The organism is Parapedobacter sp. SGR-10 (assembly GCF_011030405.1).
In the GTDB taxonomy this organism is placed as follows: Bacteria; Bacteroidota; Bacteroidia; order Sphingobacteriales; family Sphingobacteriaceae; genus Sphingobacterium.
The window spans coordinates 34,472-49,930 of sequence record NZ_JAAJTJ010000009.1 but is presented as its reverse complement, the minus strand read 5'-3'; the positions used below and the strand labels follow the sequence as shown (position 1 = coordinate 49,930).

General features: G+C 41.1%; 10 protein-coding genes. All 10 read right to left on the bottom strand.

Going from position 1 to position 15,459, the window contains the following annotated elements:
* Window positions 1-40: 40 nt before the first annotated feature.
* Complete coding sequence (locus G5B00_RS08750) at window positions 41-1,054, bottom strand: acyltransferase family protein (RefSeq protein WP_240894430.1); 1,014 nt, start codon at window positions 1,052-1,054, stop codon at window positions 41-43.
* 252 nt (window positions 1,055-1,306) lie between these two features.
* Window positions 1,307-1,975, bottom strand: a complete 669-nt coding sequence (locus tag G5B00_RS08745) for a DUF4627 domain-containing protein (RefSeq protein WP_163873635.1) — start codon at window positions 1,973-1,975, stop codon at window positions 1,307-1,309.
* Window positions 1,976-1,998: 23 nt separating this feature from the next.
* Window positions 1,999-4,056, bottom strand: coding sequence for a DUF6259 domain-containing protein (locus G5B00_RS08740; protein WP_163873632.1), 2,058 nt, complete (start codon window positions 4,054-4,056; stop codon window positions 1,999-2,001).
* Window positions 4,057-4,066: 10 nt separating this feature from the next.
* A complete protein-coding gene (locus tag G5B00_RS08735) occupies window positions 4,067-5,098 on the bottom strand; it encodes a DUF5017 domain-containing protein (RefSeq protein WP_163873629.1) in 1,032 nt (343 codons plus the stop codon).
* 56 nt (window positions 5,099-5,154) lie between these two features.
* Window positions 5,155-7,221: a DUF6259 domain-containing protein gene (locus G5B00_RS08730; RefSeq protein WP_163873626.1), complete on the bottom strand. Its 2,067-nt coding sequence runs from the start codon at window positions 7,219-7,221 to the stop codon at window positions 5,155-5,157.
* A 13-nt stretch (window positions 7,222-7,234) separates the two neighbouring features.
* On the bottom strand, window positions 7,235-8,167 hold the full coding sequence (locus tag G5B00_RS08725; RefSeq protein ID WP_163873623.1) for a DUF5017 domain-containing protein: 933 nt from the start codon (window positions 8,165-8,167) through the stop codon (window positions 7,235-7,237).
* Window positions 8,168-8,178: 11 nt separating this feature from the next.
* Window positions 8,179-9,780 (bottom strand): RagB/SusD family nutrient uptake outer membrane protein, encoded by a 1,602-nt coding sequence (locus tag G5B00_RS08720; RefSeq protein ID WP_163873620.1) that lies wholly within the window; start codon window positions 9,778-9,780, stop codon window positions 8,179-8,181.
* A gap of 4 nt (window positions 9,781-9,784) precedes the next feature.
* Window positions 9,785-13,264: a TonB-dependent receptor gene (locus G5B00_RS08715; RefSeq protein WP_205966372.1), complete on the bottom strand. Its 3,480-nt coding sequence runs from the start codon at window positions 13,262-13,264 to the stop codon at window positions 9,785-9,787.
* 198 nt (window positions 13,265-13,462) lie between these two features.
* The gene (locus tag G5B00_RS08710; RefSeq protein WP_163873617.1) at window positions 13,463-14,605 is read right to left on the bottom strand and encodes a FecR domain-containing protein; all 1,143 of its coding nucleotides are present in this window, start codon (window positions 14,603-14,605) and stop codon (window positions 13,463-13,465) included.
* A 106-nt stretch (window positions 14,606-14,711) separates the two neighbouring features.
* Window positions 14,712-15,287 carry an RNA polymerase sigma factor gene (locus G5B00_RS08705; protein ID WP_163873613.1) on the bottom strand — a complete coding sequence of 192 codons (576 nt, stop codon included), beginning with the start codon at window positions 15,285-15,287 and terminating at the stop codon, window positions 14,712-14,714.
* Window positions 15,288-15,459 lie beyond the last annotated feature (172 nt).

The window sequence follows — 15,459 nt, the reverse complement described above, 5'->3', positions numbered from 1 at the left end:
CTATTCTTATAAAAAACATCATAAAACGATTAGCTTAGCATTATACTTTTATATAGATTTTTTTTCTATCCAACCAATAGGCTATTGTCCACATCAACACCACTAAGCATAACGAATATATTAAAGAGCCTAATTCAGGAGGACCGGGTATATTTGCACAGATATTTTTGTAGAACCACCGTAAAGGGTTCGTAAAATGCTCCTCTTCCTCTATTCTAATCAAACGAAGCGTTTTTGGAAAGACCCCACTTAAGACATAAATAAACAATGCATTTTTACCAAATACATCAAAAAATTTCATCAGTCCATTTCGCACACCTTGTATATCCGCATACCATATAACCCCACCTATCGTCAGTATTGCTAAGGCTGTAGTATGGAGAACAAAAGAACTCGTCCATATCTTTTTATTAATAGGAAATCCTAATGACCATATCCATGCTACCATCAAAATTATAAAACCTGTTACCATTAATCCGGATAACATTTTAAAATAACGCTCTGATGATGCAGGCAGCTTTGTCCATAGCCAATTTGTATTTCCCTGCTCTCGGATATACATTCCTGCAAGATAACCCAGTATTACTTGTATAATAGCTGGGAATGTGCTCATCAAACCTTCTGGATCAAAAGGCACCCCCTCTCCCTTAAACATATGTGCTGCACCAAAAACCTGCATATCGATTTTTGTTCCAAACCATCCAGATAGTGAATAAGGATCCCCTGTCCCGAAAAAAGTACAGAGAAACCAATAAGCTAATAAGATGCTCATTGAAATATAGATAAGGGACTTTGGTTTAAAATAGTATGCCAATACCGAAGCAAAAAAGTAAGAAATAGCAATGCGTTGTAATACGCCTAAAATCCTTATGCCATATGTAGGATTATCACTGTTAATCCATTCCTTGAATACCAGAGAGTCTCCACTCCACTTCACGAAGGGAAACCAATTCAGGCCCACACCAATTAAAAAAATCAGCACAGTCCGTTTGATTACCTTACCAAAAAAAATGCGTTCTCCCGCCTCTCTCAACCGTGGAATAACAAAGGACATAGCATTCCCCACAGCAAACAAAAAGAAAGGAAAGACCAGATCTGTAGGTGTCCAACCGTGCCATGAGGCATGTTTCAATGCCGAAAATGTATATAATCCTTTGCCAGGGTTGTTAACGAGGATCATAAGAGCCACCGTAGCACCGCGAAATACATCTAAAGAATAATACCTCTGCTGCATTGTTATTTATAACTGGGTCATTAAAATCAACTTCTCAGGAATATTCTATATAGTTCAAACGTGCAAAGTAAGTCAGTTCTTTTTAACTAAACTGACATCGGTAAATAACATCCCTGAGTTTTTAGTCATACATGCAATAGCTACGTCAAAACTTTTCCGATGATCCACTTCCGATTTTTTCACAATAACTTCTGTCTTAGAGACTTTTGGAGAAGGCACGCTATTGACGACTTGAGAAAGATCAAATTCTACAGTGTACTCCTTCCATTCATTAGAGAGTATTAGTGTTTTCAAAGCACCCGAACGTGATGGTGTCGTCTGTGGATCGAATCCGCTAATGGGGAAATATAAGGTTTGACTTTTTGGCGTTTTCACTTTTAGGTAGACACCCACAGACGTCCGTATATCCTTTGTTGCTTTGGCCCAAAACTTGAGGGTATATATACCTTCGGAGACGTTCTTTTCGACACGCTGTCCGATAAAGGAATAAGCATAGCTTGTACCTGTCAACGTTTGTATAGATACTGCCTTACCTTTATCGTTGTCCTGAATAACAGACATGACAGCCTGCTTGTCCGAAGTCAGATAAGGATACCATTTTCCTGGTCCGGGAAATTTTCGATAAATATCATATACTGTAAAGGAGGTATCCTCAAATTTACCGTCTTCAATCAAATTTTCCTGTGCATAGATAGTCAAGCATGTTACAAATAAACAAATTAAAGAAAATAGCTTTTTCATGTTCTTAAAATAAATTATAGTTATTAAATAAAATTATGGATTTGCGTTTCATCTATATCGATTCTTACACACTTTCCTCCCCCTATGCTGAGCATATTTCCTCCAGAAAATAGGGCAACCGTGTGGGGCTGTTCATCCACATTGACGAGTACGACAGCATACTGTCCGGTTGGGCTTTTCCAAAGTGCTCCTCTAACCGCCGAAGAAGTGCCTGTGGAAGAAGCAACGGGCCAATCCGGTACAGTCAACATTGGGTTGTCTCCTTCCGGTGTAATCTCTTTTAATAGGGTGCCTCCGACGAACACATCATGATGCTGTTTACGGAAATTCACCAAATCCTTTAAAAAAGCAGCGTTGCTTACCATACTCGTATATTGTACAAATTCTGTACGCCCGCCGTTAAGCTGTGCTCCCCATAGCAATGCTAAAGTATTTTGTATACGATAGCTCAAATTGGCATTGTTAGCAATTTTAAAACCATACAATATGGCCCGATCAGAATAGATAATAGGAAAGAGTGGTACAGGTTCTCCATTTTGTTGCGGAGAGGCTGCCATAAGGAACAGGTCGAACATATCCATATAAGGTTCAGCATTTTGTTCGGTAGCAATAATACTATTAGGTTTCAGCGTAGCCCGTACTGATTGGAAGATATCTCGAAATGAATTGACCCAAAAATCGCCTCCCCCTGGAGGATGGTTATGTTCAGGATTATAGCAAGGTACACCACGAGCAGCAGCAATCTGGTCGAAATAAATACTACTTGCGCCTACTTCATCACCTTGTATCCGCTGTGTCAGCTCGATCATTTTCTGCTTCCATACAAGGGTAGAAGGACAGATCACGGCACTGACCACATTATTGAATGTTGATGTGAAGGGTGTGAGGTCTTTATTGAGTACCGTAGCGGTTTTCCCTCCTTCTGTTATGTAACTCGGAATTGTCGTATCCCATAGCCTCCCGTTAATATATGGCATGACGTGGCTTCCTGCAGCTTGAACTTGCTCCACAATATCTTCAAAACCATCTTTTGCAGGGAAGTATTCTGGATATTGCGTATCAAAAGGTGCTTGGGGCCAATAATACCAATGAAAAGACGTCTGGGTCCCAAAATACGTCATCGCTTTCTGTGTCCGTTGCAACTCTGCCGTAGAGGCATTTGCACCGGTAAGCCACAAATCCGAGTTGAGAAACCATTCTGGATATTGCTTCTCAGTGATTTTCTTCTCGCCCCAGGTTGTCTCAAAAGAGAATGGCCGGTACCATTTGGTTATCGCCTCTTCCCAACCTTTGTTTGAGAGACCAATGGAAACAGACCAAGGTAGGCTGAACCTACCATTGTCATTCCATGTGGACGATGGCTCAATAACATTCGAGAGTTCCAAAGTAGATGTGGCTATCTTAGCCATAAAAGTTTTGATATTGGCATTGGAATCATGTGTAGCAAAATAGAAAACATTATTGTTTTCATGCATCAACATCAATTGTACTGTGCCTGCGCTATTTGGATACCGGCAGTTAAATGTTCCACTTGTACGACTCATCAGATCAAATTCAACACCCCAGCCCATGGGTAAGATCATCTTAGACTGTGGAGTCTTTTGCAATGTAATAAGTGGAAAAGTTAAGTCATCCACATACCACCCGGAAGGAAACTCGCTCCGTATATCCCATTCCGAAAGTGTATTCTTATTTGTCACTGACACGGTCATAATAATCTTTCCGGAAGAATCTCCGCCTAAAGGATACAACCAGGAAAATACTAAAGATTTCCTATCGGGCTCTTCTACTGCTTTTACACCCTGATACTGCGTGTTTTGGGGTGTGAGCGTTACCTTAGAGCCGCCTTGCTGCATCACTACCAAACGCCACAGTGCCCCTGAGGGACTCACCGTCCATATTTTCCCCTTATTGTCTGATAAACTCAATAATTGGAACGAACCTGAATTTCCGAAATTTATCGACAGATCGTCATTACTGATAGATACCTGCGCCACACTTTCGGTTAGCGCAAGGTATCTGTTCGCCTGAACGGGTTGTAAAACCAGGAGAAATAAAAATAAGGATAGGGTATTCTTCACTATATTCGATTTATTCGTTTACGGTTACTTCAAAATTTTTCACCTTTTCTTCCTCACCGTCCTTCCACACAAAAGACACAGTATATTTACCCGGCTCCATAAAAACATATTTAAAGTCTTTTGGCATAACATCTGTGGATTCCTTTACGACTTCTTTGGGCATGTCTAAGCCATAGTTATACTCTTCCAAATTTAACGCTGGAGAGATAGCCCATATTTCTGTAGGATCCGAGATTTCCGCATTAGTTACTTGTGCAGAAGTCATATATAACTTCACATAAGAACCCGAAGCTGTAATTTTAGTACTTGGATCGCTCATTCCTTCATGTACTGTGCGTATAGCTTCATTTTGATATATCAAGGCGAAATCTAAGTAGTTATCATAAAGGGTCGTCGTATAATCAGCTAAATCTCCGTTTTCATCAGGGTGGCGTATACTCGTAATTGCCTTGAAAAGGTAGGCATGCCAAGCCCTAGGACCTCCTGTGACATTGGGATCGTATCTATACCGAAATCCTACATACAATGGTTTTCCTTCTTCAAAAGCTTCTCTTAAATCAATGTCTCCAGAGAGAACCCTGTTTGGATCACCCCATGTATTATCCTCCGGAGCAAGCGTAAACCAGGGGTTAAAATCCTCTTTCCCTTTCCAGTTAGCTGTAGCAACATCGGCAAAGTTTCCACTTCCATTATAGTCTGTAGAGACAAAAACAGCCAACTGATCCGCTTGTGCTCCGTAAGTTAGGTTAGTCCTAAAAGATACTACGGCTGAATTGCTCCTTGTAATCCGGTCTGTTTGAGAATATTGGTATTCATGAAGAAATTCTCCTGAATAGAATGTAATGTCGTCTACTTCTTTACCCGAAAAATCAAAAGTTACCTCATCCCCCACTTTATAAGTGGTAGTTGTTAACTTAACATCAAATTCCTGATCTACCTTTTCATCAGGTTTTGTGTCTTCTTTTGGTTCTGGATCTCCGCTTTTACCGCAAGCCACACATAAGAAAATGCTTGCCATCATGAATAAGATACTTCTTTTCATAATTTTTAATTTAATTGTTTTATCTAAGTTTTATTTAATACACATAACTGTTCGTTCTATATAAGCTTGTGGAACTCTGATTCGCTGATTTCTATGCGTACCGCTCCACCTGCCTGTATGCTAATAGTTTTTCCTCCATTAGATAAAGCGACACGGTGCGCTTGCGTATCCACATTTACGAGGATGACTACAGGTTTACCAGTGGTGCTTTTCCAAAGGGCGCCTCGTACAGCCGCTGATGCTCCTTCGGTAGACGATCGACTAGGCCAGTTTGGCACCGCTATTACGGGGTTATCACCCGTCGGTGTAATTTCTTTCAGCAAGGTTCCCCCCACGAAAACATCATGATGTTCTTTGCGGAATAAGGTTAATCCTTTCAAAAATGCTGCGTTATCCGCAAGATTTCTTGACATCAACCAAGAAGTACGCCCCCCATTCAGTTGTGCCCCCCATAATAATGTAAGTGCATTTTTCACCCGGTAGCTCATATTGTTGTGGTTGTAGATATAGAAACCGTACAATAACGCCCGGTCGGAATAGATGATCGAAAACAGTGGCACTGGATTGTATACTTTTCCCGATGGGTAGTTAACCATCAAGAATAAGTCAAACATATCCAGATAAGGTTCCGCATTTTGCTCAGTAGCAAGCACCTTTCCTGGTTTCAGCCCCGCTCTTATTTCTTTATAGATCTCTCGATAAGCAGGGGTCCAAAAATCACCTCCTCCGGGCGGGTGGTTGTGAGTCACATCGTAACATGCCATGGATCTCGCTGAAGCAACCTGATCATAGTAAACACCGTCAGCACCCAACACACTATTACTTATCTTTTCTGTTACATCAGTCATCACCTTTTTCCATACATCTGATGTTGGACATATTACCGCATTGGGTGCTTTAGATGCATATATGGATATTTGTGGAGAGCCATCTTTTCGGATTACGGTTTCATGTTTTCCAAGCTCTGGGTAACTTACCGTGGTTGTGTCCCACAAGCGTCCATTGATATAAGGCATCACATGGCTGCCACTTTTCTGCACTTCCTTTATAATTTGTTTAAAAATATCACGCTCCGGGAAATAGTCAGGATATTTCGTATCAAACTTGTGATTCATCCAATAATACCAATGAAAAGAAGTTCGTGCCCCGAAATAAGAAATAGCATCCTTAGTAACCTCCAATTCTTTTTCATCGGTAGGACCACCCACTAACCATAGATCGGAGTTCAACAACCACTGAGGGTGTTTTTTTTCAATGATACTTTTCTTGCCCCAGATCGTTGCCAATGCAAATGGTCTATACCATTTCCGCACAGCATCTTCCCAGCCCTTATTAGACAGCCCTATGGATATAGCCCAAGGTAATCTAAACTTTCCTTCCTTATCCCATGCAGCTGAAGGAGGTGCGCTATTAGAAAACTCCAGATCAGAACTGGATACGGTAGCAGAGAATATTTTTAAATTAGCCTGCGGATCATGTGTTGCAAAATAAAACACATGATCGTCCTCATGTAAAGCCATTAACTGCACGGTTCCGCGACTACCAGGATAGTTGTGGCTAAACTTCTGTCTTGTAATGTTCTTCAATTCATATTCTGCTCCCCAACCTGCAGGGACAATCAATTTTTGCTGATCTGATTTTGGCAGGTGGATAATGGGAAAATTTAAATCACTTACCTGCCATTCCGATGGAAAGTCACTCTGTATCTCCCAGGAAGACAAGGTGTTTTTATCAGTAACAGACACAGTCACCTGTACAAGTCCCGACTTATTATTATCTAAGACATATTGCCAGGAAAACTGTAAAGATTTTTTACCTTGTTCTTCAAGAACTTCTACACCTTTATACGCCGAATTCCGGGGGTTAACGATAATCGGATGTCCGGCTGTATTGACGAGCATGAGCTGCCATATCATATCCTGATCCTTATGAACCGACCACATTTTCCCCGGACTGGAGAAATCCAGCAATTTAAAGGATTGTGCCGAACTCTCAAAGTCTAAGGAAAGCTCACTGTTGGACAAAGATATATGATCGCCGTCTCTAACAACCGTAAGTTGGTCGTTCGCAAACAAGCTGATGGAGAGTAATAGCAATAAAAAAAGAGAAAAATTTTGTTTCATAAAAAATAGCGTATTATTCTGTAATGGTAAGTTGAATCTGTTTAACAGTCTCTTTCAGCCCATAAACACTGGAGTTATATGCCACAAATGAAACGGTATAAGTTCCGGGCTGTTCATATACATAGCTATACTCCAAAGGCATGGGATCTCTATAACCCTTAATGGGATCTGGTCTGTCAGGCCCATGATCAATTTCCTCTAAATAAATAGGTGGTGAAATACCCCATATTTCGGTTGGCATGGGCCTCATAGCTGAATGTAAGCGCAACATGATATAACCTGCGTAGACCATACTGTTTTTATAATCTTCGACGGTAAACTCTTTATCGTATACAATATTAAAACCTGTATAGGAGTTAAAAACGGTTTTTGTACCCAACACTGTACTTGCTTCTACATTTAAGTTATAGGCATACCAGTTACGAGCTATACCAAGTTCGGGGTTATTTTTATATCGAAATCGGATATATAAAGGTTTACCTTCTTCAAATGCATCTATTAAATCTACTGTTCCGGAGAAAAAATTGTTTGCAGAACCCCATGGATTATCCTCTGGCGCTATCTGAAATTGTTGACTGATATCGTCTTTCCATGTCGCATCAAGAACGTCCTGATAGGTTCCCCCTCCGTTATAATCTGTTGACAGATCTACAGAAAATTGATCAGGTTGGTTATTATAGGTTACATTCGTCCGGAAAGAAACTTTTACCGACTGCGTCATCGATTTTCTACTTTCGTGACTGTATTCATATTCATGCAACATTTCCCCCGAATAAAAGGTGACCTGATCAGCCTCACCGGATAAGTTAAAGGTCACCTCTTCCCCGACTTTATATGTAGCTTTCTCTAAGAGAGCAACATCAAAACTCGGATTTTGTACCTCATGCTTCCTACACGCCGCTAGAAGGGAAGCTGTTATTATCGTAATAAAGATTGAATTTTTCATATCATTAGCAATTACCAACCTATATTTTGTTTTAATTCTGGATTCATCCCTCTTTCATAGGCAGGAATAGGCCATATCACATCCCTTGCCGAAGCATTTCTAAAATACCGCAAAGCATGTTCGTAACTCGACGTTAAACCCGCTTGCTCGATATGATCACGGGCTGCGGTCATTTTCTTCATGAATATCCCCCATCGCACCAAATCACCTTTCCGCAATATTTCAAAAGCTAACTCTCGGGAGCGCTCATCCTGCAATTCTTCCAAAAAATCCGCCTGATCCAACCCTGCTAAATCAACACCAGGTGCTTGGATGTCGTCTGGAAAACCATAACCTCTTCTACGCACTCTGTTTACAGCTAGATAAGCATCCACGGAAGGTCCTTTATTGACATAATTATCAGCCTCTGCAAACATGAGTAATACATCCGAAAACCGTAATACTGGAAAATTAATCGGCGAATACTGCCCATCCCGAGGCAAGACAACTTCATAATTCCTACGTCTAAATTTGCCGTTGTTACGTTGATAAATCTGCTCAATAGATCTAGGTGTTTCAACAGCTGGATTCCCTGATACGGAGAATGGAGCAATGGTCCAATCCCTTCTCAAATCGGGTGAGGTAAGTTGCCCAGGGGCTTCATATTTCTCCCACAATGCTCCTGTAGCATTAATCTGCCCTTCAGATCGTCCATAATTGGGGTCACCGCCGACGTATCGGATACCATTATAAACTCCGATTTGTCCACCTTCCCGATAGGAATCCTGATGATTACCCCAAAACTCTATCTCCCATATACTTTCTGCAACATCATATTCATCGGAAGCGTAATTGATAAATATCTGGGAAAAATCAGGATTTAGCGCATGTGCAGCATCTGTATCATCTATAACCATCTTAGCCCATTTGCGCGCTTCCGAGTACCGTGTTTCGTCCTTCACCGGATTGCCAGCCATATACAGATTGACACGAGCCAATACACCACGGACAGCGGACTTGCTGACACGTCCGCCGTGACCGATCTCCCGGATAGGTAGGACCAAGCTTTCGGCCACTTCCATATCAGCTATAATATTCTGATAGACTTCTTTTGGCGGAGTTTGCGGTATATTAACTTCAGCAGTAGGTTCTGTTATATACGGTATCGGCCCAAAATTACTGACCAATAGAAAATAAAAATAAGATCGTAAAAAAAGTGCTTCTCCTCTCACCCTATTCTTAGCTTCCAATCCGATATTGGAGGAATTATCCATATTGGCCAAAAGTGTATTGGCTCGATTAATCCCCATGTAACAGGTACTCCAAAAATCGCCTATCCAATCATCTGTTGCAACAACATCATATATCCGAACACCATGTTGGGTGTTAGTGACGTTGTAAAATGCATCATCTGCATCGAGTCCCATCCGTATCATTTGTCGACCATACAGCCGATAATCCCCTAAAGCAGAATAAACAGCATTTAAAGCGGCTTCCAACTGTCCCTCATTCTGATAATAATTTACAGTTGTAAAATAATCCTCCGGTTTTGTATCGAGAAAACTATTACAGGAGTTCAGCAAAGCCATGCTGCCCATTAAGCTTGTAACTATGTATAATTTTATCTTTTTCATAAGATTACAATGTTGCTTTAATTCCAAAAACTATTGTTCGTCCCCTTGGATATGCGGACCAGTCAAATCCGGGTGTCAACGTACTATTTCTTACCGATACCTCTGGATCCATACCTGAATAATTCGTCCAGGTAAACAGATTTTGCGCCACAGCACTCACGCTCACTTTATCGACATTAAGCCGTTTGGTAAAACGAGCGGGTATCGTATAGCTCAAAGACACCGTCTTAAGCCTCAGATATGAGGCATCTTCCACATTCCTGGAAGAGTACCTGCCGAGTGGCCCCTGACCTCCGGCTCTAAAATATTCGTTACTTGGGTTTTCAAATGTCCATCGATTCGCATAGGTAGCATATTGATTTCTGGATCCTACCGGTCTACCGCCTTCAAAATATATTCTATTGGCGTTATATACCTCATTGCCATACACCCATTGAAGAAAGACATTCAATTCAAAGTTTTTATATGTAAAATTGTTTGAAAAGCCTCCTGCGTGAATCGGCATGGGATCTCCGATAATGGTCTCGTCTTTCTCATCAATTGTACCATCGTTGTTAATGTCTTTATACTTAATATCACCCGGAAGCACATCATCACGCGATGCTCCTCCATTGTCGGGCATATGGCTCTTCAATGTATAAACCCGATTTTCATGGGGGATGGAGGGGTCACTATTGCCTTGCCAGGTAAAATCATCGACCTGATAGACACCATCAAAAAGATATCCCATAAACATAGCCGCTTGTTCGCCGACTCGGGCAGAATACAAAAAGGAATTATTATGGATAACATCCCATGTGACGAGCGAGTACATACTACTTTCGTCCGATGTAAGTGATACAATCTTATTCCGGTTAAAGCTGATATTAAAGTCACTTTTCCAACTGAATTTCTGATTCTTCATATTGGTTACGCCCAAACTCAATTCTAATCCATCGTTCTGTAGTTCTCCTATATTTTTGTATGCTCTTCTAAATCCTGTATGGGATGCAGTATTGGCATTTAACAACAGATCTACGGTATTTTTCCTATAGATATCAACGACAAAATCTACTCTTTTATCGAATAAAGAAAGATCCAACCCGATATCTGTTTGCTTCGTGGTCTCCCACTTCAGGTCTTCATTTCCTAACTTATCCGGATAATAACCCACCGACGGCGCTGCATTTCCAAAGGAGTATGCATTCGCTATACCCGATCCTGCAATCGTTGCCAGATAAGCGAAATCTGAAACCCGGTTGTTACCTGTCAAACCATAGCTCGCTCTTAACTTGGCTTCAGAAATAAATGAAATGTCTTTTATAAAATCTTCTTTATCCAACTTCCATGCGAAAGCTGCAGAAGGGAAATATCCCCATCTGTTTTTGGGTGCAAATTTAGAAGACCCGTCTGCACGAAATGTTGCAGTAAACAAGTATTTCGAGAATAAATCATAATTAACACGGCTAAAATAAGAATGGGTACGACTGTTACTTACAAACATATCTGTGGAAGCAGGCACACCGTCATCCATACCGCTGAGACCTAACGATTCCTCGGGGACATATTGGGTACCGAATCCATAATTTCGTGAGTTTCGTTCATCGAAATCGATTCCAACCATAACATTCAGATTATGTATTCGGTTAAATCGCTTCCGATAAGTCATATACGTCGAAAACCTCCATGTGTTAATATTAGTAGAAGAAAGGCTTCCCCGTACTCCTCGGTTATTCGGATTTCTGGGTGTACCACTGTTTGTGCGTGAATTATAAAAACCTGTCGTTTCAGACTGATACTGCATAAAGGCAGCTGTAGATCTCCAGGTCAGGTTCTTATTTATATTATAATTCAGATAACCGTTTCCGGTAAGGTTTTTTCTCCTGTTTCTCCTATCTGTATTCATTAGATTCGTAACGGGATTAATCAGATAATTGTCCTCCGGGCTCTCTGGATCAACATCTTCATTAAGAAGCTCCTCATCTACTCCCGAAGGCCCTTCTCTTCCCGAAACCGGCCGATAAGCCCATACACTATACATTAAGTAGGAGTATCCGTGCGTAGTTTCACCTGACAAAAGCTTCCCATAGGACGGGTTATCCGAATAATTAGCAACAACTCCCGTTTTCAATTTTTTGCTAATTTCCTGATCTATGGCTATCCTGCCGGTTACACGGTTTTGGCCACTATTGATTACAGCACCTTCCTGTCTAAAGATTGACCCAGATAACGAATATCGTGTCTGGCGGTTCCCTCCACGTAAGGATAATTCATGAATAGAAGTTGTTCCTTTCCGAAACACTTCATCCTGCCAATTGATACCCTTTATATTCCTATAGTCTTCCAAAGTTTTACCCTCTGGATCATACGACGGACTTGTTTCGGGGAAATCTCCGGGTGTATACAAATTTCGAGTTTGATTGGAGTAGTTTGTCCGCTCCAACTGGTATTTCACAAATTCATAGGGATTCATCATCTCGACTTGCTTGACCGATTCTTGAAACCCGAGAGATCCCTTATAATTTACAACAGGGGTTCCAACCTTCCCTTTCTTTGTTGTGATGACAACTACGCCATTCGCCCCCCGGGCACCATAAATTGCCGTAGCCGAAGCATCCTTTAGGATATCTATGGATTCAATATCATCCATATTCAAACTTCCCGCATCAAAATCTTCCATCGGAAAATCATCTACGACATAAAGGGGAGCCGTACTCTGTGTGAGTGATCCGGCTCCCCGAATGACAATATTGATGCCTTCAGACCCAGGTTGTCCATCATTTGATGATACCTGAACACCCGCCACTCTTCCTGCTAATGCCTGGTCGAAAGACATGACTGGTGCTTGCGTGATCTCCGACATATTAACGGAACCCACTGATCCCGTCAGATCTTTTCTTTGTACCTCTCCATATCCAATCACAACGACATCCTCAATATCCATGCGCTGCACCTTCATGGCAACATTAAGCACCTTCGTATCGACAGCTATTGTATATTCCTGGCTGGCATGTCCGATTATTTTAAATTCCAACACATCACCAGCTTCGGGAACATTAATATGATAATATCCGTCTGGATTGGACACGGCCGTTATATTCTTATTTTTCACACGTATACTTACCGCTTCCAACGCATTTCCTAAGCTATCGGTGACTCGACCGGTGATTGGAATAGACTGTTGTGCGTCTTTACGCTGTACCTTTGGTGTCTTCCTTTTGATCAGCACTGTATTTTTATCAATTTCAAAAGATATAGGCTGGTCTTTTAGAATACTTTCCAATGCTTCTTTCAACGGTTTGTCTACGAAGTTGACAGAAACAGGCGTTGAACCTTTCAGGTCGGTAGACACGTATAGGAAATCATAATTGGTTTGTTTCTGAATTTCTCTGAAAACCGATCTCAGTTGAACGTTCTGCACTTTTAAGTTAACCCGCTGACCAAATACAATGCTTGCCTGGGCACTCAATGCCGAAAGCAGCATAATGCTAATAAGGAGCTTCATAAGTAAGAGAAACTTTAGAGGTATGCGATTGGGATAACCGCATACGTTTACGATCATATTTTTGTACATTTGTTTAATTTAGGTTGTATTAGAATTCGTGATACCTACAAAATCGCCTGATGCAGTCCTAAGTCATCCAACCGGAAGTGTTCGCACCACTTCTGGTTTTTTGTTTCAGGCTGACAGCTATCTATTCATTTATAACATAACCGTAACCCTCCTCCCTTCTTTTTCAAATTCCAAAACGTTTAGTTTCTTGAGGTAGTGCAATAACTCCTCTACACTCTTTTGCCGGGAAAATATCCCTCCTAATTTCTTATCCGCCGATTTACGTTGAACATAAATATCCACATCGTACCACCGGGCCACTTCCCGCAGTATGGATTCAATCTCCTGATCCTCAAAAATAAAATAGCCTGTCGTCCAGGCAATGCTGCTCTTCGCATCGACAGCCTTTTTCGTGATACGGGAGGTTCCGAATACACTGGTCGATTGCTCACCGGGTTGCAGGCGAACCGTTGCTTGTTCTTTACTGACATACACCTCTCCTTCCAAAAGAGTCGTGACAATTGCTTTCTCTTCCGTATAAGCCTCCAGGTTAAAGCTGGTACCAGTCACTCGAATATCGGTATCCCGCGCTTTCACAATAAAAGGACGCTTCTTATTTGACGCCACCTCAAAATAAGCTTCTCCCTGCAATTCGACGGATCGTGTATCACCCGTAAATTGTGTAGGATATACCAGCGTAGAACCGGAGTTTAAAGAGACCTTTGTCCCATCCTGTAAAATGACTTTATAAAACCCTCCAAAAGGTATAGAAATCTTGTTGATACGAGTCTTTTGTACAGACTGGCTATTATCGACTTCATACGCCAGTTGTCCATCCGCGCTTTGGCTTATCTTTACACCATCATTATGTTCGAGAACACCCTCACCAATATCATCTAGCCGGATCGTAGAACCATCGCTTAAGGTAAGTATAGCGGATTGACTTCCCGGTGTAACGACCTCTTCGACGACTTTGTTGACAACAAGATACTCACCCTCCTCTTTCTCGTTTCGTAACAATACGGCTCCGAAAACAACAAAAGCAAGAAAGCACGCCGCGATAGACAAACGTGTCCACATCTGTCGGGTATTTGGTTGCTTTGCACGTATGGTTTGGATGAGCTGCTCTCTGATATTATCCCGGGAACGTAACATTTTCTCGGTATTCTCTGCTTTTCCTATGCCGGAGCTTGCTTCATGATCTAACCATGATTCCACCAATTTGGCTTCGGAAGGGGTACATTGCCCATCCAGGTATTTTTGTAATATATATTTTGCGTCTTTCCTTCTCACGGATGAATGTTCAAAACTGGTGCTACTTTATATAGAAGAGCAAAAAAAGAGAAGGAGGTATTAGATAAATTTTAAGAAAAAATATAAAAAACTATATATCAGCGAATTAAAATATAATAAATAATAAAAAGGGGTGTAAATACCCCATATTTTCCTTAATACGCTTAATGGAATTATTGATTTGTTTTTTAACGGTATGCTCAGAAAGATCAAGTTGACGGGCGATCTCTTTGTTGGACAACCCGATCTCCCTACTCAACACAAAAACCTCTTTCATCTTGGTGGGTAGACTATCAATTTGTTGATGGATATAAGAGGAAAGTTCTTTTACATCATACTCCTGCGCCGGCGATAAATGATGCGTAGCAACAAAATCCATAAAAGAATCTATCGATTGATTCTGTCGCTTGTCCAACATCAATTTTCGTAAAGCCATATTTCTCGCTGCTTTCCACATATAAGACTTTAGATCATGAATATGAAGCAACCTATCTCTTGATTGCCATATCGTGATAAAAAGCTCTTGCAGAACATCCTCGGCATCATCTTTGTCTTTTAATAAACCAGAGACGTAGACAAACAAATACTCCCAATGGGTATCGTATAACTGAAGGAAGGCGTCTTCATCCCCCCGGCTAACCTCAGCCAATAAATCTTGTTCGTTGTCTATCGTCTTATCCATATCAGATATATCTCAATCTTATATCAGGTCATTTTGTTTACGTACACGATTTTAATTCAAACCACATCTCTTTTGTATTTTAACAGATACGACATGTACGGTAAGAAGTTTATAATCTTAGGCCTTAAGATTTTCGATAGCTAAAGATAAGACATACAATATGAAAAAGCAA

What these genes read in the sequence shown, in the direction of transcription:
- G5B00_RS08750 (WP_240894430.1), bottom strand. Translation starts at nt 1,054, where the DNA reads ATGTCCTTTGTTATTCCACGGTTGAGAGAGGCGGGAGAACGCATTTTT.
- G5B00_RS08745 (WP_163873635.1), bottom strand. Translation starts at nt 1,975, where the DNA reads ATGAAAAAGCTATTTTCTTTAATTTGTTTATTTGTAACATGCTTGACT.
- G5B00_RS08735 (WP_163873629.1), bottom strand. Translation starts at nt 5,098, where the DNA reads ATGAAAAGAAGTATCTTATTCATGATGGCAAGCATTTTCTTATGTGTG.
- G5B00_RS08730 (WP_163873626.1), bottom strand. Translation starts at nt 7,221, where the DNA reads ATGAAACAAAATTTTTCTCTTTTTTTATTGCTATTACTCTCCATCAGC.
- G5B00_RS08725 (WP_163873623.1), bottom strand. Translation starts at nt 8,167, where the DNA reads ATGAAAAATTCAATCTTTATTACGATAATAACAGCTTCCCTTCTAGCG.
- G5B00_RS08720 (WP_163873620.1), bottom strand. Translation starts at nt 9,780, where the DNA reads ATGAAAAAGATAAAATTATACATAGTTACAAGCTTAATGGGCAGCATG.
- G5B00_RS08715 (WP_205966372.1), bottom strand. Translation starts at nt 13,264, where the DNA reads ATGAAGCTCCTTATTAGCATTATGCTGCTTTCGGCATTGAGTGCCCAG.
- G5B00_RS08705 (WP_163873613.1), bottom strand. Translation starts at nt 15,287, where the DNA reads ATGGATAAGACGATAGACAACGAACAAGATTTATTGGCTGAGGTTAGC.